Here is a 19,941-nt window from a genome sequence, read left to right as displayed (position 1 = left end):
AGGTGAAAAGTCATGCTGCCTAAAGTGTCTATTATTATCCCTTTTTATAACGATCCTTTTATCGATCAAGCGGTTGTCAGCGCACTCTATCAGACGTATCCGAACATTGAAATTATTGTCGTAGATGACGGTTCGACCGAGCATCAAAGCAGGCTCGATCCTTATCGTTCCCGCATTATTTACTTAGGCAAAGCTAACGGGGGCACCGCAAGTGCACTCAACTACGGTATCCAGATGGCAAGCGGCAAATACGTCGCCTGGCTGAGCTCAGATGACCGCTTCATGCCGGATAAGGTTACGAAGCAGGTCGCTTATATGGAACAGATGAATGCGCAAATCAGCCATACCGATTACGATATAATGAATGAGCATGGCACGGTTACGCAAAGAGCGGCAGCGATGAAATACCCGACAGCCAAAGCCTTTATCAACTCCCTGAAGAATGGCTGTCCTGTAAACGGCTGTACGGTAATGATGACTAAACATCTCATCGAATCGATTGGCTGGTTCAACCAATCGCTTCCTTACACGCATGACTATGAGCTATGGGTTCGAGTGGTGCTGTCACAGGTTGATTTTCATTATATCAATGAGCCGCTTACCGTTTATCGCCGCCATACACAGATGGGGACAGCTAAGCATTTCAACACTATTCTGTTAGAAGCTCAGAATGTCAGCCAACAGTATGCATTTCAGATGAATGCCCTGCTGGCACAGCTGCCTGGATGATGAAGCTGGGGTAAGCGGCTGCGGGGGGATGTGCAGCAGGGGCGTGATCGGAGGCGGGGCGGAACCCTGCGATAAGGCCGTCATCACTTCCTTCTGCGCGCTGCGGCAGCTCCGGAGATTGATGACAGCGATCCGGTTCTCTTTATGATTCAGGGGCTTAGATGAGCTTCTGAGCGGCGCAAAAGAGCCTGGGCATTCCTGGATGCCTGATAAGTTGAGCTTGTCCCTCCCGCTCCGGAGTCAGCGGGAAACCCGGTGAACAGCCTTAATCGGCCAAAAAAAGCTGCAGCGCATCGAAGGGCATACCCGGCTTCCTATGCCTCGATCGCTGCAGCTTTCTTTTACCGTTTTCTTTTTTGGGACAAGGCTCGTGCAGGCTCCTGCAGAAAGCCAAGCTGCTTCGTGTAAGCCTGCCATCGCTTCTCATATTTAGCAAACGTCATTTTCACTTCAAGCCCGATTGCATCCTTGTGACGCACGGACCCCATCTCCGTATGCCGGCGGTACGCGCTGAGCGGCTCGGCTATCCGAAGAAACGGAACGCCGCTGAGCAGCACGCGATACCAATAATCCAGATCATGCGTAAAAGGCAGCGATTCATCGAAATCTCCTACCTTACGAAATAAGGCTTTGCTCATCATGACGGTACAACCGTTAATCGGATTGCTGCTGAGCAGTGCCCGGTAGAAGTCGCCGCTTTCACTTCTGGGTGGAATCACATTAAGCTGCGTCATTTTCCCGCCTGCGTCTATAATGTCAAAGCCTGTATGGGAAATCAGCGCTCCCTGCTGCTGCATAGCTTCAACCTGACGTTTTATTTTGCCTGGATAGAAGCGGTCATCCGAGCTAAGCCATGCGATATATTCTCCGGATGCATATCGAAAACCGTAATTGAGCGCACTTGCCGTACCGCCATTGGATTTCCCCAAATAATAAATATGCTGCTTGTAATTGTCCAGCTTATCCGCATGAAGGGTGGAACCGTCATCCACCACAATGATCTCCACATTCTGATAGGTTTGTGACAGCGCGCTTTCTACGGCTTCCCGTATATAAGGATCATTATAAAAAGGAATGACGATCGTTACTTTCGGGTGATGTGCTCCCATTCACGAGCCCCCTTAAAGTTAGTTAATGACGACTTCTTGCGTATTCCAGCACATCGCTGATCGATTGCTCAATGGTAATTTGCGGATGCCAGCCAAGCTCCCGGATCGCAGCAGGCGAATCGGGAACCGGTGACGGGGCCTGCGACTGTCCCACCTCCCAGTGAAGGGGAACCGCTGCAATCTGATCGAATCGGTCCGCCAGCTCGCCGATCGTCCGCAGCCTTCCGGATGTAACCGGATAAACGCGGCCGCGAACACCCGATCGGAGCAGCAGCTCGTAAGCACGGACGGCATCGCGAACATCAAGCAGATCCCGTGTTTCGGTTCGCGATGAGAGTTTAAACGGTCCGGGCTGCTGCATGCCGCCTGCTGCGGCACGCTCCGTCTCCGCAGCGAAACGGGCAAGCAGCGTGCATAAGCCGGTGGATCGGCCCGGGCCGATGAGATTAGCCGGTTCTGCGGCGATAACCTCCAGCCCGTATAGGGAAGCCCAGCTCTGGGCAGCCAATACCTGCATGGTTTTACTCAGGCTGTAGGGATGCGGCGGACCTTCCGAGTCTGCCGTCAAAGGCAATTTGAACCGCAGCATCGAGCCGATGACCAATATTCGGCACGCTTGTGAAGCCTGACTGCCGTTACCGCTGGAACTCTTCTGATGAAGGGATTCATTCAGCTGCCTTACAGCTTCCAATAGATGAACGGTTCCCATAACATTACTCTGAAGGGCGGCAATCGGATCCTTCCAGGAGGAAGCGACGGCATTCATGCCTGCCAGATGCAGAACATATTCAGGACGCGTGAGTTGGATCAGCGTCTCCGTCTCCTGACGCGAGGACAAATCACAGTAAGCAACAGTCTCTACCTGCTGAAGCCAGGCCGGCGCCTGATCCGATGCCTGCTCCCTAAGTACAGCCGTTACCTCCCAGCCCTGCGAAGAGAAATGACGGCAAGCATGCTCGCCGCTAAAGCCGCCAGCGCCCGTAATGACGAGGCGCGGGCGGCTCATGCTTTCTTCATCCATCGAGCCAACTCTTCCAGCATAACTCTGTACCTCGGCGTTTCATAATGCCAGTCTTGACGCGTGCATTGAAGGGTACGATCAATATTCACGCGATAATCCGGCTTGATGATCACAGAGAAACGATTAAACACATCACGGAATAAAGTTAACAGCTCCAGCTTCGTGACGGTTTCCGAAGCTGTCAGATGGATAAGGCCGCCGATCTTCGGCCTTTCAATTGCATACTCAATGGCTTTGGCCAGCTCGAGCGTAGTTACCCCATTCCACCATACCCGGCCGTAACCGTTAACCGTGTCCCTCTGACTGAGGAACCACTGCAGCAGTCCGATTCCGTACATGCGGATCTCCGGACCGATAATAGAAGTCCGAATCGTCAAATGGCGCTGGTCATGGATTTCGCCAAGCGACTTCGAACGCGCATATACGCTCGTTCCGTCCGGACGGTCGTCCTCGCAATACTGACCGCGTATTCCATTGAACACGCAGTCAGAGCTGATGTGAATAAGACGCGCACCGATCTGATCGGCCTGATGGCGCAGCCAGTGCGGCAGCAAACCGTTCACCTGGTACGCCAGCAGCGGATGATCTTCGGCATCTTGGTTGAGTACTCCGGCTGCATTGATGATAATATTCGGCCTCAGCTCGTTTAGAAGGACAGCCACCGCTTCGCTGTCTGTCGCTTCAAGAAAGTGACCGTCGCGATCCTCCGGCGACCTTGTCGTGTAATCTACCGTCCAGCCCGGTTCGGATTGAAAATACCGGACCAGCACATGACCCGCCATTCCGCGCCCACCGATAATCAGGAGTTTCATACCAAGAACCCTCCGCGAACGAGCATGGAATGGATTTCTTCTTTGCTGAGCAGAGACTGGCTGGAGCTGTAGCTTTCGAAGTCCACCTTCGGATAGCTGCTGTAATGCTGGCGAAGGCCCGGGATGTCAATGGTCGGCAGTATGACCAAGTATTCCTCGTCGTACACAATCGTCGTCGTGCTCTCATGATCGGTCAGCAGAATTTCATGTATTTTCTCACCTGGCCGAATGCCGCTCTCGACCATAGCCGCCTGTACACCCATCGCATCCATCAGCACCTCAGCCAGATCCACAATCCGGCAGGTCGGCATCGTCATGACGAAGATCTCACCGCCCCGGCTTTCCTCCGACGCTTTGAAGAGCAGACCGATCGCATCCTGAAGGGTCAAGAAGAAGCGGGTCATTTTCATATCTGTAATGCTGACCTGCTGCTTGGTCTTAATCTGATTCATGAACAGGTGAATCACGCTTCCGTTCGTGCCAAGCACATTGCCGCCGCGCACACAGACAAAGGTGGTATCCGAATGAAGCAGGTTCGCATAGACGATCAGCTTCTCGCCGATGGCTTTGGTCATTCCGTAGAAGTTAGAAGGATTGGCTGCTTTATCAGTCGAGATATAGATGACGCGTTTCACGTGGTTGGCAATTGCTGCCTCGATAACGTTCTGCGTGCCGATGACATTTGTTTTAAGCGCCTCGTAAGGCTGATCCTCGCAGACAGGCACATGTTTAAGCGCAGCCAGATGGAACACATAATCGACACGCTCACATGCTCTCATTAACGCTTCCTTGTCGCGGATATCACCGATGCAGAAGCTAAGCCTCGGATCCTCAAATGTCCGGCTCATCGTCACCTGACTGGATTCATTGCGTGAGAATATGATAATCTGCTTCGGCTGCAGTTGAAGCAGCTGCCGGATCAGTTCATACCCCCATGAACCGGTACCGCCCGTTACTAAAATCCGCTGATTAGTAAACATCCCATTTCCCTCCAAGCACAAATTTAACCACTTTATCCGACACATTCGTATCCAAATAACCATCCGGACACTTCCAATGAGCAGGAACTGCCATCATGACAGCAGCCGCTTCTTCAATCCGCTGCGCCTTCAGGCCGCATACCACATTACTGCCGCAATCAATGGTTTCCGGACGTTCCGTCGTCTGGCGGATCGTCACTGTCGGAACGCCGAAGAGGCAGCATTCCTCCTGAACCGTCCCGCTGTCCGTAATTGCACATACGGCATGCTGCTCCAGTTTGACAAAATCAAAAAATCCGAATGGCTCGTAAAATTCAACCCTGCTGTCCATCTCCACCTGTACGCTGCCGCTTTCGATTCGTGAACGGGTGCGCGGATGAACACTGCATATCATCCGAACATCGAAACGCCTGGCCAATCGATTAAGCCCATCCAGAATACCGGTTAACCGCTCCGGATCATCCACATTCTCAGCTCTGTGTGCGGTTACGATCATATACCGGCCCGGTTCAAGCCCCAGTCTGCCCAGCACGTCACTGCTGTCAATATGGGACTTATAATGGGTTATCACCTCATGAATCGGATTACCGGTAAGGATAATTCGATTGCTCGGGAATCCTTCGCGGAGCAGATTGTTCTTGCTGTACGCGGTGTAAGGCATATTGATTGAAGATACTGCGTCGATAATGCGTCTGTTCTTCTCCTCCGGTACCGAGAGATCGAAGCAGCGGTTCCCGGCCTCCATATGCGCCACCGGAATCCCCATTCGCTCTGCGATTATGGCACAGAGCGCACTGTTGGTATCGCCGAGCAGCAGCACGACATCCGGCTTATGGGTCAATAGAATCCGTTCGACCTCACCAAACATGATAGACAGCTGGCCGCCAAGCGTTTGTCTGGACCCGCTGAGCAGATAATCAGGCTGCCTCAATCCGAGCTCCTGGAAAAAAATATCACTAAGTGCAGGCGAGAAATTCTGCCCTGTATGCACGAGCACATGCTCAGAGGCAAGCGTATCCAGCTTCTGAAGGATAAGACTCAGTCGAATAATTTCTGGGCGCGTGCCCAAGATTGTTACAACGCGCATGAAAGCTCCCTCCTGCCTGTAGAAATTTATCGTGACTTGCGTCCTGCCCGCTTATGTCCTGCCTGCTTTCGCCCGGGTGAGGATCTGGTAATGCGTCTGGCGACCCGTCTTGAGCTGCGTTTGGCTGATAAGCGCCTTCTTCGGGTCCGGGAGCCTTTTCGGAGTTTACTTCTTTTCCCCCTCGCAGCCCGGTGCAGTAGCTTCCCGATCGGGGCACCGTGCGGAAACGCCGCGATGAAAGCATCCATTGTTTGATACACCTGATCAAAGCTGTAGCCTTTAAGCAGAAAAGCGCGCTCGGAATTAAACGGACGAAGCACTCCGTTCTCGAATAGATAGACGTTCGGCGTACTGCCCCGCACGATACGCGGCGGATTATAGCCCTGAAGCTTCAACGATTCGATAAACTTACGCAATCGCTTGCGATATACATCGACACCGAATGCTGCGATCGACATCTGCGCATTCCGGGCTCCGATTGACAAGAACAGCGCCTCATCCCCAAGCAGTTCACTGACTTTGCCGAACAATCCGTCCGTCTCACCTACCGGAACAACGTAAGCCATATTACCAGTCGCCGCTCCAATTTCAGTCAAACCTCCTGAGCCGTATACGACGACTGGCTTTCCGAAGACCATGCCTTCAAGCGCCGTCATGCCGAAACCTTCGACGGTCAGGCTGGGAACAACCAATATATCCATAGCCGGATAAATGGTCTCGACCTGCTCTTCAAACCGAATCCATCTGAACCGTTCCAATACATTCTTCGCCCGGGCGTGATCCAAGCACCGTTCGAAGTAGCCGCTGTCTACAGGGTTACCGACGATGAGAAACATCGCTTGCGGAAACCGTTCAGCAACTGGCACCGCCATCTGCATAAAATGCTCAAGGCCTTTCGCCTCGAAAATAGAAGAGGAGATATAACCGATCAGCTTATGCCCCTCCGAAATCCCAAGCCTGCTTCTGCGTAAATGCCGCTGCTCGGTCCAAGTATCCGGCCTGAGCTCCGCATGGTCCCAAGAGGGGGGAATTAAGGTCGTTTTGGGCAGTAAGACCGGGGTTCGGAGCGAGGCGAGTGTCGCTTCAGAAATACCGATGACGTAATCGGCATATTGTTCGAAGATGGCCACAGCCATCGATGTATAAGGCGTTTCGCGAAGGGCCTCCATCACGGTCCAGATAACCGGGACGCCGAGTGATTTGGCAGCCATCGCCGGCAGCGGATGAACACAGGTATTCGTAATGATGGCATCCGGCCGCTCTCTGTGAATCAGGAAGAGGAGCTCCGCCCATTCCGGGCCTTGTGTGTTCTTAGAAACTTCGTCGTTCATATGAGAGAGTGCTAGATAGAGGGACACAACTAGAGGAATATTCTGAACGATAACACGGATGCCCAGCTTTCTGGCCTGCTCCGCAATAATTCCTTCATTCGGAACGATGAGCGTACACGAGAAGGAGGGCAGCATCTCACGCAGCATGAACAGCAGAAGCTTCTCAGCACCCGTAACGAATTGCGGACTGCAAATATGCGAGAATACAAGCACCTTGGGCTTTATCGATTTCAAGCGGCTCGCCACACCCGTGATCAACGAGCTGGCTCTCACCTCCTAAAAGTTTGCGGAGCAAACGACTTCGAAAGCATAAGCTTGGTTTGCAAAATCAGAATACTTCGGAAGCATCAGCTTCGTTTGCGTAAGCAAACTACTTCTTACAATATATTGCGAGGGCAATTGAATCGGCACGACAGATGAACCCTTTACAAGCGCACAAATGTCGCCATTGCCCCCATCCGCATCAAACACCGGAGTGATATTGCCTAACCCGGATACAGCAGATTGAGCATCATATCCAGCCGGTTTGCATAGGTATGCTGGCGCAGTGTCCGTTCCATCCCGCGAATTGCGATTTCACGCCGCTCGTCTTCATGATTCAGGTAATATTCAATCTTCTCTATCATTTCCTGCGGCGATGAATAGGTTACGATATCCACCCCAGGCGTATAGAAGGATACGAGATCATCCCGAACGTCCGTTAGCTGCAAAGTTCCGCAGGAGGCAATTTCAAAGGTTCGCGGATTTGGCGAAACAGCCATAATCCCCGCGCTGTTATTGTTGAACGTTTCATCATCATGCGACCGGTGCATGTTGATGACGATTTTCGCCCCGTTATACATGCCTGCCGTTTCCTGCGGTCCCATCCAGCGGCCGAGCTCAATTTTATTTTTCAACAGGTTAAAATCACGCAGCCGCTCCCACCAAATACCCGATATATGAGTGTCCTTTGTGGCCAAATAGGGCGTCACTTGATCAAAGAAGCCAACACGATTCCAATACGCCGATCCAATAAAGCAAACATCATGGCGAAGTTTGCGCTCCGGATTACGCGGTCTGAATTCCGCCGGATAAGTCCCGAGGGGTAAATAATGGACGCGATTGCAGCCAAGATTGCGGTAAAAATCCACGCAATTCAGCTCCAGCGTAAATACATCGTCATAGTGGAGAGCAATTGACGAGGTCATATCCGTATAATAGGGATCATCCGTAAACCAGATTGCGGTCCGAATGCCATGGCTCCGAATGGCACTGATTTGCGCCACATCGAACATAAGTCCGTCAAGAACAATGACGATGTCAGGGCGAATGCGTATTGCGATCTCAGCCACCGGCTGTTTGGAATCAGTAATGGTTAATTGTGTAACGAGTCCTCTCAATGTGGAGGATATGGCCTCATCGAGCGGCGAGTAAGGAAATCCCTTGCCTGTAGCGACGAAGAGCACATGTATAGGCCGCATTTGCGCTGGCTGCTGTGACAATGCAGGTATGAGGACGGACTCGCATTTCCCATACCAATGACCGTGTTCCCAGCCAAGCCGGTAACCATCCGCTCTGCCTTTGGCTACGTCTCTAAGCCTGGAGCTTGGTTTGGAAACCGGAACAACATGGCGGCGTTTTTGTGTTGATGCTGCCATTACCTTCACTCCTTTCCTGCTCTTATTACGAATCCGTACCTTCACCAGGAAAGCACTGCAGCAAGCTGCTGCACCCTGGTCGTGAACGTATGCTCCTGCAGCGTTCTTCTCAGTCCGCGCAGCGCCATTGCTCTGCGCTCATCTTCATGCTTCAGGTAATAGGCCATTTTCGATTGAAGCTCCTCTGCTGTCTTGAAGGTATCCAGCTCTAAGCCCACTCGATAATAATGAGGTAAATCTTCGCGCTGATCAGTTAATTGAAGCGTGCCGCAGGCGGCAATTTCATAGGTTCTTGGATTAATGGACCTTCCCGGCAAATTCAATGTATTGCGGTTATCGCTCCCCGCTTCCGTCGTTCGATGCAGATTAATGACGATTTTGGCGCCGTTGTAATAGCGAATCGATTCCTCCACAGGCAGCCATCCCATCCGAATGAATGGCTTTAGCATGGAGTAGTTCTTCATCCTGTCCCACAGCCCGCCAGCGATGAATACGCGTTTACCTGCCAAGTAAGGAGCCAGAGCGTCGAATAATTCCACGCGGTTCCAGAATGCTTGCCCAATAAAACAAATATCACTGCGGTATTTCTCCTCAACTCTCATCGGCTTAAACCAGCCCGGATGAACGGCGAGGGGCATGTAATGTACGGATCGGCAGCCGAGATCCAGATATAATTGAACGGTGCTTAGCTCATGGGTGAGCACCGCATCATAGCGAGGGGCAATGGTAATCGTTTCTTCCGTTACATAGGGGTCGTCTGCAAACCATATTGCGGTTTGAATGCCCATTGCACGAATCTGATCAATTTGTTCCAGATGATTCTCTGGAAAAACATGCAGCCCATTCAATACAAGCATCCAATCCGGGCGAATGAGCGATGCCTGCTCTGCCATCTGTTTCGAATCCGCCACATGAACCTCCCGCACAGATTGCCGGAGGGCCTCCAAAATCCCTTGATCAATAGCCTCGAAGCCTTGCGGAATATAGAGGATACACACATCATGTTTAATAGGCGCAGCGGGCTGAATGAGGCGAACAAGCGACTCGCATGCCCCATCCCGCAGTCCCTGCTCATAGCCTAAGAGATATCCTTTTTCCGCCGCAGCGGAGAAAGCTTGTTTCTTTACTAACATCGCACACTCCCCTGCCTTATCTACTTTCTGTCTTCATATATATGCTAGTGACAGGCAAGGCTCATGGTCACTTGTCCGTCAGAGTAAAAAAATTGGCGTTTAACCCTAAGGCGGATGCATGGGATGCATAATTATGGCAAGCTGAACACATATTAGAAAGAAGCTGATGCATGCGGGGTGAGCGCTGTCTTTCGGTGCGAGTTTTTGCTGGATGTTTCTGAAAATCCGGCGCGGCATCAGCAGGCGGTTGCCCCGCAGAAACTAAGCCCATGCTTACGGAGTCGCTTTACTTCGTAAAACTTTAAGGAGGTCATGATCATCCATTTCTCTAAGAAGCATATTGAGCCAATTCCCGAGGAAGATACGTCCATATGGACATGCAGTAATGATGGGTGTACGTGCTGGATGAGGGATGATTTCTCATTCGGGGAGCAGCCTTCCTGTCCTATTTGCAGCTCAAGCATGATTAGCGGAATTAAAACGCTCCCGATTCTCACCAACGGGACCAAACGAGGATTTCAATAAGATTGACAGCAGGCAAAAGAAAAGGTGTCAGACTAGCGAAAAAACTCCGTTTGCCGACATACCTGGACCTTACAAACTGAACATTTATTTTCAACAAAAAGCGGCTGCACAGGATATCCTGCGCAGCCGCTTTTGTTTCCGATTCTTTTAGATTCTTTTGTTTCTATGTTAACAACCCCCTGCACTCTTTGTCCTTGCGTGATGGAAATCTAAACTGGATTCCGTACAGTATAGAGAGCCATATTGAACACCTTTAGGCAGCTATACTGCATTGCATACAGTTATTTCAGACCATTGTCGCTTTCTGAGGCAAATTACGGCATTTTAACTGCGAAAATCCAGTATAGGGCTCTTTCCAATCAATTAAAGGGCAAAATAACTGTATATATCCAGTATGGAGCTGTTCTTGCAGCAGACGTGGAAGCCGAGCTGCTGCGTTATTGGGTTTGTTGGTTTGTTGGTTTGTTGGTTTGTTGGTTTGCTGGGTTGCTGAGCTGCTGAGTTGCTGAGTTGCTGAGCTGCTGAGTTGCTAAGTTGCTGGGTTGCTAGGTTGCTAGGTTGCTAAGTTGCTAAGTTGCTAAGTTGCTGGGTTGCCGAATTGCTAGGTTACTATATTGCTGAGTTCTTAAGTTGCCGAATTGCTAGGTTACTTTGTTCCAGAGTTACTGAGTTACTGAGTTACTGAGTTGCCCAGTTGCTAAGTTGCTCAGTTGCAAAGTTGCTTTGTAGCTATATTCGAGGTCATCATCCATTATGGATATTGCCCCGAAAAAACGCAAAATTGCTGCTCCATCTCTTTATTGCCTTATTTATTCAGCCAGCGGTTCAACCGCTTCTGTGAGCTTCTCTTCAAGCTCCCGGGCATACAGCGTTTGCTGCTCTGCTGTCCAGCCTAACCGGTCCGCCATCGCGGCAAGAATAGGCTCCTTCCACTGCTTCACATGATCAATATGGAAAAACATATCACCCGTCCGCCGGATGAAGAAATCGACTGGTTTCACCACCATCTCATATTCCAGCGAGTAGCGCAGTTGAACCGCCAGCACGAGCGGAAGCCCATAGGCCGCTTCCTCCTGGCGAACCTGATCAGCCAGTTCGAACAGCTGATCGACATTCGAGCCGTAACGGGCGGCCAGAAACCTTGCTTCCTCTTCTGCAAACCCCCGGCTGGCACCACTTTGCATCTTCGCTTTGACGAATGCTTCATAGCCTTCCGATCCTCCGACATCACCGCCGGAGATCCGTAAATCTTTTGTGCCAGCTTCAGCTTGAGCCGGAATACGGCCTTCCTGAGCAAGCAGCTCAGATACCTTATCGACGACGGTCTGAGCCATTTTGCGATACCCGGTCAGCTTCCCGCCTGCAATGGAAATCAGCCCGGATTCGGATACAAATATCTCATCTCTTCGGGAAATCTCCGAGGGCGACTTTCCCTCCTGCTGAATCAGAGGACGAAGTCCCGCCCAGCTGGACTCCACATCCTTCTCATCCAGTTTCAGACCTGGAAACATGAAATTAGCTGCCTCCAGCAAGTATGTTCGATCTGTTATAGTCATCCGCGGATTAGCCGTATCGCCTTTATAATTCGTATCCGTCGTGCCAAAATAAGTCTTGCCCCCGCGTGGAACCGCGAACACCATGCGTCCGTCAGGTGTGTCAAAATAGACAGCCTGCTGAAGCGGGAACCGCCTGCCGTCGAATACGAGATGAACACCCTTGGTCAAGCGCAGCGTCTTCCCCTGCTTGGAGCGGTCAAGCTCACGCAGATTATCGACCCAAGGTCCCGTCGCATTCACGATCTTGGCCGCTGTAATCCGGCAGGTGCTGCCGCTGATTTCGTCGCGAATGACCGCGCCTGTTAGTCGGCCGCTCTGCTCGTAGATGAAGGATTCCACCTTTGCATAATTGACGGCAAGGGCTCCGCATTCCGCTGCTTTCTTCATCACCTCAATGGTCAGACGCGCATCATCGGTCCGGTATTCGACATAATACCCCCCGCCCTTCAAGCCCTCCTTCTTCAGCAGCGGCTCTTTGGATAACGTCTCCTTAGGGCTCAGCATCGAGCGCCGTTCTTTGCGTTTGACACCTGCAAGAAAATCATACAGCCGCAGCCCGACCGATGTGGATAACGGCCCAAATGTCCCGCCTGCATACAGAGGGAGCAGCATCCATTCCGGTGTCGTGACATGCGGACCGTTCTCGTATACGATCGCCCTTTCTTTGCCAACCTCAGCTACAACGCCTATTTCAAGCTGCTTCAAATAACGGAGCCCGCCATGCACCAGCTTCGTCGAACGACTTGAAGTGCCCGCTGCAAAATCCTGCATGTCCACGAGCGCCGTACGCAGCCCGCGGTTCGCCGCATCAAGCGCAATTCCAGCGCCGGTTATGCCGCCTCCAATAATAAGTACATCAACAGGCTCCCGCTCCATCTCAGCAAGCAGCCCCAATCTTTCCTTTGCAGTAAAAGAAGTTGCTTTAATCTTCGTAACGGTCATCATTTGCCTCCTGTAACGCATTGGTGAATGTGTCAACAAACAAAAAAACCACAAAAACGGCTATCGTCACCTTGGCAGGCGCGAAAGCGGTCTTCGTGGTTTCTCCATGTCTCCAACCCGTATTAACTTATAAGTAGTATAACACCTGTATTAAGCAAAAGCTATGGCCGCCTGCACCGCTCGCTTCCATCCGCCATAAAGGGCTTGCCGCTGTGCTTGGTCCATCGCCGGCTGAAACACCCTGTCGACCTGGCGCAGCTTGGCGATTTCTTCCTTGCTCTCCCAATATCCGACTGCAAGCCCTGCGAGGAAAGCTGCTCCCAGCGCGGTCGATTCGCCAATCACTGGCCGCACCACCGGTACTTCAAGCATGTCACTCTGGAACTGCATGAGCAGATTATTCTCAACTGCACCGCCGTCGACTGCGAGCGCCTCCAGCGTAATCCCTGCCTCTTCCTCCATAACAACGAGCAAATCCTTCGTCTGATAGGCAAGCGACTCAAGCACCGCACGGACAAAATGCGCCTTCGTCGTGCCGCGGGTCAAGCCGAATACTGAACCGCGAACGTCACTGTTCCAATAAGGGGTGCCCAGCCCTACGAAGGCCGGTACGACGTATACGCCTTCCGACGAGGCAGCCTCTGCAGCAACGCTCTCCGACTCTGCGGCTGAATCAATAATTTCCAGCCCGTCCCGGAGCCATTGAATGGCTGCCCCCGCAATAAATACGCTCCCCTCAAGCGCATATTCCAAGCGTCCGTCCAGCTCCCAGGCAATAGTCGTCAGCAGCCCGCGCTTCGATGCGATTGCGGTTGTCCCCGTATTCATAAGCATAAAACAGCCGGTGCCATACGTATTCTTGGCGCTTCCGGCGGAAAAGCAGTTCTGTCCGAACAGCGCCGCCTGCTGATCGCCTGCTGCTCCGGAAATCGGTATCGGATGACCGAATAAGCTCGGCTCTGTATATCCGTACACTTCAGAGGAGGAGGATACCTTCGGCAGTACAGCCGCCGGAACGTCAAGCAGACGAAGCAGCTCTACATCCCACTGCCGCTCATGAATGTTATACATCAGCGTGCGCGAGGCATTCGACACATCCGTTACGTGAACGTTTCCGCCCGTGAGCTTCCAGATGAGCCAGGTATCGATCGTGCCGAATAACAGCTCGCCCCGCTGCGCTCGTTCCCGGGCGCCTTGTACTTGATCCAGCAGCCAGGTCACCTTCGTACCCGAGAAATAAGCGTCGATGAGCAGACCAGTCCGCTCGGTAAAGGTCTGCTCATGCCCCTGCGCCTTCAACTGGTCGCAAATACCCGACGATTGTCTTGACTGCCATACAACCGCAGGATGAATGGGCTTGCCTGTTGCCCGGTCCCAAATCACAGTCGTCTCACGCTGATTGGTGATGCCAAGGCCCATGATCCGGCTGGCGTCGACGCCCGATTCTGCAAGCAGTTTCCTTATGACGCTCTGGGCCGACTCCCATATAACATCCGCATCAACCTCTACCCAGCCAGGTTCGGGATATTGAAGCTTAAGCTCCTCCTGAACCATGCATGCGATAAGTCCTTGGCGATCCACCAGCATAGCGCGTGTGCTGGTCGTTCCTTGATCCAGCGCCAGCATATAGGTTTCCAAATCATCGATCCCCTCTCCATGTTCAGAGTACGTTATTTTACCGTTTTATCTGCCTTCAGCCATTCTGTCCACAGTTCTCTGCGGGAGGTCGTTATCGCCGATGCTCCTGCACCAAGCGCATCGTGAATATGCTGCTGGGTACGAATCAGTCCGCCCGCAATGACGGGAATTCCGGTTCTCTCCTTAACCTCTTGTATCATAGTCGGCATAATGCCCGGGAGCACTTCAATATAGTCAGGCTGCGTTTTCTCAAGAAGAGCATAGCTATGCTCAATCGCATCGGAATCAATGAGAAACAGCCGCTGTATCGCAATCAGCTTGTTCTGCTTCGTGCGTTTCATAACGCTGGCTCTAGTGGAGATTAGCCCCGCCGGTCTGATGGACTGGCACAGAAATTCGGCAGCATACTCATCATTTTTTAAGCCATCGATAAGATCCGCATGGAGCAGTATGTGTTTCCCGTTCTGCCGGGCCAAATCAACCATGCTTTTGAGCTGGCCCAAATGGCCGCCTAGCAGCACCATATACTCAAAAGGCGAGTCTAGCAGTGCCTCCATATCCTTTATTTTCCGAACCGCCGGAAGCACTTGTGGATTCCCCTTGAGCATGGGTTCTCATCCCCTTTCCTAATTCTGCAGTCATTCGGAGTAAGCGGATGGCCTATGGCATTTGAGCGCATCCGTCACTCTCAATATGCCAGATTACCTCATCGTTGACAATAGATCGGGGCTGGCTGATCCATCAAGTGCCGACCGTCCGATAGGAGAAAACAATCTCACTCCCTTTCGCCGAAGTCGGTCATCCCCGTTTCTCCCCATGCGCTTGGACATTTCGGCAAACCGTCTTGTAAAATAGCAAATTTTACTATAAATAGGTCTGGATTCACCGCGCTTACCCACACTTTCCCCTCTTTCTCTCATATGCTATAGCAGAAAGGAGGATACGCAAAAACATCCCTACTATAACGGCAGTAAGAGGAACCACGCCTTCTGACCTTATTATTTTTTCCGAAGCGCAGAATCTGAATCTAGTGCTCTTGGCACGATTCGTGTCGGTCCTGAAAGTTTCAACATCCAAGTATTCTCCGACTAACAATCGGACACTAACCGGTAAAGGAGGTGAGACAAAATGGCATTAACAACAGGCTATATTACAAATACAAGAAATACCGGTACCGCGGCTACGAACGTTGTACTCAATCTTGTCAACGAAAACCAGTCCAACGCAGCTACGGTGCTGGTTAAAATTTTTTACTCGCAATCACCGGATGTGAAAATTCCGCTGTATGTCAACGCATTTACCCTTCCTGTCAATTCCATCAGACGGGCTGTATTCTTCGTACAGGGGGTTCTGGCATACGAAGTTCAGTACAATGTATCGAGCGCGACACCAAATGATGTTATCCTATCATCGTACGGATTGGATGAATTCGGCAATATCGTTCAAGAACAGCGGGTACTTCATTCCGAGCTTAACACGATTTCCGCGCTTTCACCTTCCTAATCACACCAGTCAAGCTTTGTTCTAAAAAGAGACAAGCCTTGCTCGCTTGTCCCAATTAAGGCGAATGAAGCGGCGATCGAGCTCCGGTGCCGGCCCCGGTTCGATCGCCTTTTTCATGGTCCCGCAAAGATTTTCTGTTGACCCGTTCTGGTGTCTGTCCATACCGCCACACGCTGGCTGGGGGGAATGACGGACACCGTTATATAGTTTCCGATGGATGCCGTGGGGATCGCACTGCCTGCATTAGGATCGAATGAGGTCGTCGTAATCCGGGTGTTAATAAAGTTTAGCCCGCCGTCGGTAGATTGGGAGAGAAAGACATCCAGCAGAAACCCGTTTAACTGGTTGGAGTAATAGATGATATTGATTTCTCCGGTTTTCGGCGATACGTCGATGGACGGGAAGAAATTTTGCGATCCCGCAGGAGCGTTCGTCACTCTAATCGGCGTGCTCCAGGTAAGTCCGTCATTGACGGATCTCGACAGGAAGATGTCGGCATAACCGAGGCGGTTGTCCTGCCATACGGCGTAGACGTTACCGTTGGTTGGCATCGACGACGTATCCGTCGCGATGTTGGCCGACGTCAGCACCAGGAAGGCGTATCCGGGAACGGGCAGCGTAGTCGGAACAAGATCGACTTGCGACACCGATACAGTAGGTTCGAAGCTGACGCCGCCGTTAAGCGAACGGCGCACTTTAAAGGTCACGGTCGGACTTAACGTAATATAAGCGACGTAGACGATTCCCGTAAAGCCGACAGCCGTTTGCGATCTTGAGACATAGTCCGCTTCATTCGAGATAAGGACCGGCGTCTGCCAGGTGACTCCTGCATTTACCGATCGCTGGAAGAAGATCACACTCCCTCCGACGATGTCGATATTCACTTGATGGGTGTACGTTAAATAAACGAATCCCAGGAAGGAGCTGGCCTGCGCTTTATCGATCGTGAGATTCACTTCCGCGTTATTGGTAAACGTCCCGTAGCCCGGTGCCGCGATGGTGGGCGCCGAGTAGGTCGCGCCATTGTCCGTAGACCGGTAAATGACGGCCGAACCGTTGAGCGCCGGCGAGAATACATAAGCAGCTACAATGAACGTAGTAGGAAAAGCGTAGGCGACAACGTTCGAAGTCGCTCCGGTAAACCCGGCCGGGAACGGGAGAATCGTGCTGTTCCAAGTCATTCCCCCGTCTAAGGAGCGATACACGCCAGTTGCCGGAGGACCATTGAGAAAATCGGTGGCGGTGGCAACCATGATGTTCGGGGATAAATAATTGACAGCCACGCTCGGTTCCTGCTTAATATTTGCGCTTGGGGTTACTAAAACATTGACCATTTATTTCATCACCTCTTCTCCCATTACGGATCCAAATTTCCGGCGAATATCGTTTGGGTGCCTGTTCGCGTATCCATCCAAACCGCAATAAATCTTTCCGTCGGAACGATGCTGACATCGATATAATCCCCGATGAGCACGACCGGCGTCGGACTTCCCGCGTTCGGGTTAGAGGATGCAGTCGTTACCTGCCTGTTCGTAAACGTAGCGCCGCCGTCATTGGATTCGGCCACAAACACATTCAGCAAAAAACCGTCCAGCTTGTTCGTGTAGTAGATGATTCTGACCGCACCCGTCTGGGAGGATACGTCGATCGCCGGGAAGAAGTTTTGCGAACCGGACGTAGCATTGGTTACGCTCCTTGGCGTACTCCAGGTCGTTCCGAGGTCCTGCGACTTGGACATGAAAATATCCGCATATCCCTGCCGGTTATCCTGCCAAACTGCATAGATCGTGTTGCTTGTCAGGGGATTCAAGGAAGTATCCACCGCAATGGCCGGCCAGGTCAGGCAGCGAAAGGCGTAGCCCGAAACCGGCAGCGGGCTCGGGACAAACGACACCGGCGAAACCAAAATCTGCGGTCCGAAAGAGCCTCCGCCATCAAACGACCGGCGGATGTAGAAACTCGGTGCAGAGGGCGGAGCGTCGATCCACGAGAAGTAGACGTTCCCGTTCAAATCGACTGCCGTAAACGGGCGTTCCGTCACCGTGTCATCCGGATTCGACATCAGCTTCGGGTTATCCCAGGATACGCCTTGATCCGTAGACCGCTGGTAAAAGGCGAGGGATTTTCCGTTAAAATCGATATTGGTCTGTCGGGTATAATTAAGATAAACATTCCCCTGGTAGGGACTCTTTTGCGCACGGTCTATCCTGATGCTGGTCGCATCGTTATTGATAAACGTTCCATAACCTTGATTTACGATCACCGGAGCAGAGAAGGTGGCTCCGCTGTCCGTCGACCGATATACGATTACCGTCCCTGCTGCGCCAACGGGGAAAGCATGTGCCACGACAATAAATAGATCGCCGAAGCCATAGGCGACAAACGCCGCTTCCGCGCCGGCAAATCCGGCGGGAATAGGCAGCAGCGTATTTACCCAGTTGACGCCCCCGTCAATGGACCTGTATAAGCCTACCAGCGGACTGCCGGTTGTGTTATCGGTGGCTGTTGCAACAATGATATTGGGGCTAAGCAAATGAACGGCCACACTCGGTTCGAATTTCGTATTACCGCCTGGAGTAACTTGATAATTCGCCATTTGCAATCCTCATTTATTCGTTAGTATGATTTAAGGCCCAGCACTTTTTTCAGTACTATCGTTTTGTAAAGCTCATTGAAAACAGGTTCTAAGGGCACAGGCTTCGGCTTTATTCGGCATTCGATCGCATCACCGCCTAGCGTGAAATAAGCGGATAGGAACGGGACAGACGATTTTCTCAATTGGATGGCTAACCGCTGCAAATCAAACATGCTCAGCTTCTCTTTGCCATATACCATCGTAAATGGAGTCTGAACGGTACGGAGGGTTTGCAGGATCGCCTCCCTTTCACTCATTCCCGGCATCGTTTTATACTGAATTTTCGGATCCGGTATGTCGGAAAGCGGCTTCTTGATAAGACGACCCGGAGTCAAATCGAGCACAATGAAACGGAAGTTGCTGTAGTACTGCTCCAGCAAATGTTCGATGAAATCGATAGATTTCGACGAACCGTCTGTTACCGGATGCAAAACCGTAGTCTCCAGAGGTATATTCCTTCGCTGCCGGGCTGATAATTTGGCCATCTGATAGGCATTTCTCCACCGGCGGTGCTGCTGATTGGACTGCAGCTGCGCAGAAACGCTAAAAGCAGAATTCACCCGATAATCCATAAGCACTTGGGGAATGTACTCAATGTCGCAAAGCTCCGTCAGGCGGAGCCAGTATTCGTAATCTTCAACAGGCTCCGTGCCATAACCGTCGATGGCTTTCGCATACATGCTCTTATACATGAATGAAGGCCCGATCAGACAGAAATCCAGAAGCTCTTCTTTCGGTTTCTTTTGATAGACTTTCATCTCTTCGGTATGAAAATCGTCATAAACGGGGCGGTCATTATCGTCAATTTCGCGAAAACAGGTATAAATTAACCCCAGCTGCTCCGGTCCATTCCTCAGATGCCTGCGCTGAAGCCGGATGTAATCGGGGTAATAAATATTATCACTGGAAACCCAGGTCAAATATTGAATTCCGGTATCCGCATAGAGGTGTTCAAACCCGCAGTTCAACGTTTTGGCCACACCCTGATTTCGTTCATTCATAATAATCGTTACCCGCTTGTCATGCTGCGTTTCCTGCTGGATAATACTGCGTACTTCCGGCGCGCCGTCGATAACAATGATGAATTTGAAGTTTGAATAAGACTGCTTCAGGATGGATTGAATGGCTGCACGCAGGTAAGACGGCTTTTGCTTATATACGGGCATTACAATTCCGACATCCGGCATAGAACGTCACCTCTTCTTTATGTCCTACTAGGTTATTCACGCTGATAAAAGAGGTATAGACGCTTGTCATGATAATTGCAGATCTCAACTCCTGTCCCTTACTTTTGGAAGCCTCG

17 protein-coding genes are annotated in these 19,941 nt (G+C 51.5%); 3 read left to right on the top strand and 14 right to left on the bottom strand.

Translation table 11 applies throughout. The features are described 5' to 3' along the window. Window positions 1–12: 12 nt before the first annotated feature. The gene (locus tag ACFPYJ_RS31130; protein ID WP_379192150.1) at window positions 13–729 is read left to right on the top strand and encodes a glycosyltransferase; all 717 of its coding nucleotides are present in this window, start codon (window positions 13–15) and stop codon (window positions 727–729) included. A 341-nt stretch (window positions 730–1,070) separates the two neighbouring features. On the opposite strand, the gene ACFPYJ_RS31125 is transcribed toward ACFPYJ_RS31130, so the two are convergent. The 8 genes from ACFPYJ_RS31125 to ACFPYJ_RS31090 form a co-directional block, all read right to left on the bottom strand. Then, the gene (locus ACFPYJ_RS31125; protein WP_379192149.1) at window positions 1,071–1,838 is read right to left on the bottom strand and encodes a glycosyltransferase; all 768 of its coding nucleotides are present in this window, start codon (window positions 1,836–1,838) and stop codon (window positions 1,071–1,073) included. A gap of 22 nt (window positions 1,839–1,860) precedes the next feature. Beyond that, window positions 1,861–2,859 (bottom strand): NAD-dependent epimerase/dehydratase family protein, encoded by a 999-nt coding sequence (locus ACFPYJ_RS31120; RefSeq protein WP_379192148.1) that lies wholly within the window; start codon window positions 2,857–2,859, stop codon window positions 1,861–1,863. Beyond that, entirely contained in the window at window positions 2,841–3,671 is an 831-nt protein-coding gene (locus ACFPYJ_RS31115) for a dTDP-4-dehydrorhamnose reductase family protein (RefSeq protein WP_379192147.1), read from the bottom strand. Before ACFPYJ_RS31115 ends, ACFPYJ_RS31120 begins: the two co-directional genes overlap by 19 nt. Continuing rightward, on the bottom strand, window positions 3,668–4,651 hold the full coding sequence (locus tag ACFPYJ_RS31110; RefSeq protein WP_379192146.1) for a polysaccharide biosynthesis protein: 984 nt from the start codon (window positions 4,649–4,651) through the stop codon (window positions 3,668–3,670). The genes ACFPYJ_RS31115 and ACFPYJ_RS31110 overlap by 4 nt, the downstream gene beginning before the upstream one ends. Then, entirely contained in the window at window positions 4,641–5,738 is a 1,098-nt protein-coding gene (wecB, locus tag ACFPYJ_RS31105; protein WP_379192145.1) for a non-hydrolyzing UDP-N-acetylglucosamine 2-epimerase, read from the bottom strand. The genes ACFPYJ_RS31110 and wecB overlap by 11 nt, the downstream gene beginning before the upstream one ends. Window positions 5,739–5,764: 26 nt before the next feature. Continuing rightward, complete coding sequence (locus ACFPYJ_RS31100; protein ID WP_379192144.1) at window positions 5,765–7,327, bottom strand: glycosyltransferase family 4 protein; 1,563 nt, start codon at window positions 7,325–7,327, stop codon at window positions 5,765–5,767. 227 nt (window positions 7,328–7,554) lie between these two features. Next, the gene (locus ACFPYJ_RS31095) at window positions 7,555–8,706 is read right to left on the bottom strand and encodes a CgeB family protein (protein WP_379192143.1); all 1,152 of its coding nucleotides are present in this window, start codon (window positions 8,704–8,706) and stop codon (window positions 7,555–7,557) included. 41 nt (window positions 8,707–8,747) lie between these two features. After that, window positions 8,748–9,839: a CgeB family protein gene (locus ACFPYJ_RS31090; protein WP_379192142.1), complete on the bottom strand. Its 1,092-nt coding sequence runs from the start codon at window positions 9,837–9,839 to the stop codon at window positions 8,748–8,750. 312 nt (window positions 9,840–10,151) lie between these two features. Here ACFPYJ_RS31090 and ACFPYJ_RS31085 point away from each other — a divergent pair, with 312 nt between their 5' ends. Then, window positions 10,152–10,364 carry a cold-shock protein gene (locus tag ACFPYJ_RS31085; protein WP_379192141.1) on the top strand — a complete coding sequence of 71 codons (213 nt, stop codon included), beginning with the start codon at window positions 10,152–10,154 and terminating at the stop codon, window positions 10,362–10,364. 809 nt (window positions 10,365–11,173) lie between these two features. Here ACFPYJ_RS31085 and ACFPYJ_RS31080 read toward each other — a convergent pair. The 3 genes from ACFPYJ_RS31080 to ACFPYJ_RS31070 form a co-directional block, all read right to left on the bottom strand. Beyond that, entirely contained in the window at window positions 11,174–12,862 is a 1,689-nt protein-coding gene (locus ACFPYJ_RS31080; RefSeq protein WP_379192140.1) for a glycerol-3-phosphate dehydrogenase/oxidase, read from the bottom strand. A gap of 150 nt (window positions 12,863–13,012) precedes the next feature. Beyond that, window positions 13,013–14,500 (bottom strand): glycerol kinase GlpK, encoded by a 1,488-nt coding sequence (glpK, locus tag ACFPYJ_RS31075; protein ID WP_379192139.1) that lies wholly within the window; start codon window positions 14,498–14,500, stop codon window positions 13,013–13,015. Window positions 14,501–14,532: 32 nt separating this feature from the next. Then, entirely contained in the window at window positions 14,533–15,108 is a 576-nt protein-coding gene (locus ACFPYJ_RS31070) for a glycerol-3-phosphate responsive antiterminator (protein WP_379192138.1), read from the bottom strand. Window positions 15,109–15,628: 520 nt separating this feature from the next. On the opposite strand from ACFPYJ_RS31070, the gene ACFPYJ_RS31065 reads away from it, so the two are divergent. After that, complete coding sequence (locus ACFPYJ_RS31065) at window positions 15,629–16,003, top strand: hypothetical protein (RefSeq protein WP_379192137.1); 375 nt, start codon at window positions 15,629–15,631, stop codon at window positions 16,001–16,003. 113 nt (window positions 16,004–16,116) lie between these two features. Here the strand turns inward: ACFPYJ_RS31065 and ACFPYJ_RS31060 are convergent, their stop codons facing one another. Genes ACFPYJ_RS31060 through ACFPYJ_RS31050 form a run of 3 tightly spaced genes read right to left on the bottom strand, consistent with a single transcriptional unit; the run spans window position 16,117 to window position 19,825 of the window. Next, window positions 16,117–17,337 (bottom strand): sialidase family protein, encoded by a 1,221-nt coding sequence (locus ACFPYJ_RS31060; RefSeq protein WP_379192136.1) that lies wholly within the window; start codon window positions 17,335–17,337, stop codon window positions 16,117–16,119. A 23-nt stretch (window positions 17,338–17,360) separates the two neighbouring features. Beyond that, window positions 17,361–18,599 carry a sialidase family protein gene (locus ACFPYJ_RS31055; protein ID WP_379192135.1) on the bottom strand — a complete coding sequence of 413 codons (1,239 nt, stop codon included), beginning with the start codon at window positions 18,597–18,599 and terminating at the stop codon, window positions 17,361–17,363. Between the two features lie 20 nt (window positions 18,600–18,619). Beyond that, on the bottom strand, window positions 18,620–19,825 hold the full coding sequence (locus ACFPYJ_RS31050; RefSeq protein ID WP_379192134.1) for a glycosyltransferase family 2 protein: 1,206 nt from the start codon (window positions 19,823–19,825) through the stop codon (window positions 18,620–18,622). Window positions 19,826–19,941: the final 116 nt, after the last annotated feature.

It is taken from the genome of Paenibacillus solisilvae (assembly GCF_042656405.1).
Taxonomy (GTDB): domain Bacteria; phylum Bacillota; class Bacilli; order Paenibacillales; family Paenibacillaceae; genus Paenibacillus_Z; species Paenibacillus_Z solisilvae.
The sequence above is the reverse complement of the archived record's forward strand: the minus strand, read 5'-3'. Positions and strand labels throughout refer to the sequence as shown.